Origin of the sequence: Paraburkholderia kirstenboschensis, assembly GCF_904848585.1 — a bacterium.
Lineage (GTDB): Bacteria > Pseudomonadota > Gammaproteobacteria > Burkholderiales > Burkholderiaceae > Paraburkholderia > Paraburkholderia kirstenboschensis.
Genome location: NZ_CAJHCR010000068.1, coordinates 1 through 1685, shown reverse-complemented (window position 1 = coordinate 1685; position 1685 = coordinate 1). Strand labels below are relative to the sequence as shown.

The window sequence follows — 1685 nt, the reverse complement described above, 5'->3', positions numbered from 1 at the left end:
GCTCAATGCCGTGGCAAGACGATTGAACGAGCGTCCGAGAAAGACGCTGGGCTACGAAACGCCTGCCGAACGGTTCCAGCAAACTATTGCATCGACCGGTTGAATCCGCCAGCGAAGCCGGACACATCTCCGCGATCCCTATGTATAACATGGCGAGGACGCGTCTGCCGTTCGACAGGCACCCTGTCAGACGTTTATGGAGCTGAAAAGCAGGGCGAGGTGGGTACGCCCCAGAGCCATCCGGTAGCGGGATAAAATGCAACTAGCACGCCCCTAAACGGACCAGCCTGACTCTCGCTAACAACCAACCCGACCATGATCACCATCTACCACAACCCTCGCTGCTCTAAATCCCGAGCGACCTGCGAACTGATTACCAGCACTTATAGCGACGGCGAAGAAACCGTAGAGATCATCGAATACTTGGATCGTCCGCTCACCGTCATCCAATTACAGCGGCTGAACACCCAACTGGCCTGTCCAGTGCGCGCCATGATCCGCGACACCGAGTCCGCATACCAGGCATTGGGTCTTTCCGATTCCACGTTATCCGACGCTCAGTTATACGAAGCATTGGCTGCGAATCCAATACTTCTGCAGCGGCCGATCATCGTGCGAGACGGGCGTGCTGTGATCGGCCGTCCGCCCGAGAATGTGGCGAGCCTATTCGTCTGAGGCAGCACCAACGCGCAAAAATGAAGTGGACCAGATGGGCTCGAATGCAATGCAATGCGGACGAGAACTCCGCGGCCAGCGCCACATTTTTGCGGAAGTGTCTTGGCGGTAATGATCTGCAGTCCGCCTGATCCTGTCGGCGATCCGCTCGCGTTCAGTGCAATATGCTTGCATCGATGGGCTTCCGAGTGCCCTTGCACCGGCTCAACCAAGTGCAATGACACTCGCGTCAAGGCCGTGAATCGACGCTCGTTGCACTACCGCCAACGCCCATGTAAACAACAACGCGCCCAAGCCCGCTAATGTCGATTTCGTCCGATCGACGTAGAGCGCGAATCGTTGTTGAGTCTCGCGAGCGCCCTAGGCAGCGACGCGCCCCCCGCAGAATTCACCGCACTGGCAGTAATTAACGCAGACCTGTCACTTCCTGACACGCGACGCCGCCTACACTAGCGCAGCAGCAATAGATGCGTCGCACTCCAGCGCGAGCGCGTCTTAAACACAAAACGGAGTCCGAATGCTTGAACTACGACCGTCCTGTGAAGGATGCGGCAAGTCGCTGCCGCCGAACGCGTCCGATGCGATGATCTGCACCTACGAATGCACTTTCTGCCAAGTGTGCGCGCTGACGAATTTACGCAATGTATGCCCCAACTGCGGTGGAAATTTTGAGCGTCGACCGATACGCACGCGAGCGCAGTTGGCAAAGCACCCGGCGCGTAGCGAGCAAACCGCCGTTGCGATCGACGAAGCCTCGCACGCCGAGTTCCTCGAGCGCTATCGCAATACGCCACCCGGCGAACGGTGACGCCCGGAGCACCTTCGTGACACCGCTAGAAGCGCACCGCGAGCACACCGCGAGCGCCACGCAGGCAACGCAGGCACCGCAACCCCACCAACACCGCAACCCCACCAACACCGCAACCCCACCAACACCGCAACCCCACCAACACCGCAACCCCACCAACACCGCAACCCCACCAACACCGCAACCCCACCAACACCGCAAC

At 59.1% G+C, this 1685-nt stretch carries 2 protein-coding genes; both read left to right on the top strand.

Annotated features, from left to right (window positions below):
- Positions 1-315: 315 nt before the first annotated feature.
- The gene (arsC, locus tag JMY24_RS37970) at positions 316-675 is read left to right on the top strand and encodes an arsenate reductase (glutaredoxin) (protein ID WP_128598073.1); all 360 of its coding nucleotides are present in this window, start codon (positions 316-318) and stop codon (positions 673-675) included.
- Positions 676-1192: 517 nt separating this feature from the next.
- A complete protein-coding gene (locus JMY24_RS37965) occupies positions 1193-1483 on the top strand; it encodes a DUF1272 domain-containing protein (protein WP_128598074.1) in 291 nt (96 codons plus the stop codon).
- Positions 1484-1685 lie beyond the last annotated feature (202 nt).

Coding starts and splice junctions, on each gene's coding strand:
- arsC (WP_128598073.1), top strand. CDS start 316: ATGATCACCATCTACCACAACCCTCGCTGCTCTAAATCCCGAGCGACC.
- JMY24_RS37965 (WP_128598074.1), top strand. CDS start 1,193: ATGCTTGAACTACGACCGTCCTGTGAAGGATGCGGCAAGTCGCTGCCG.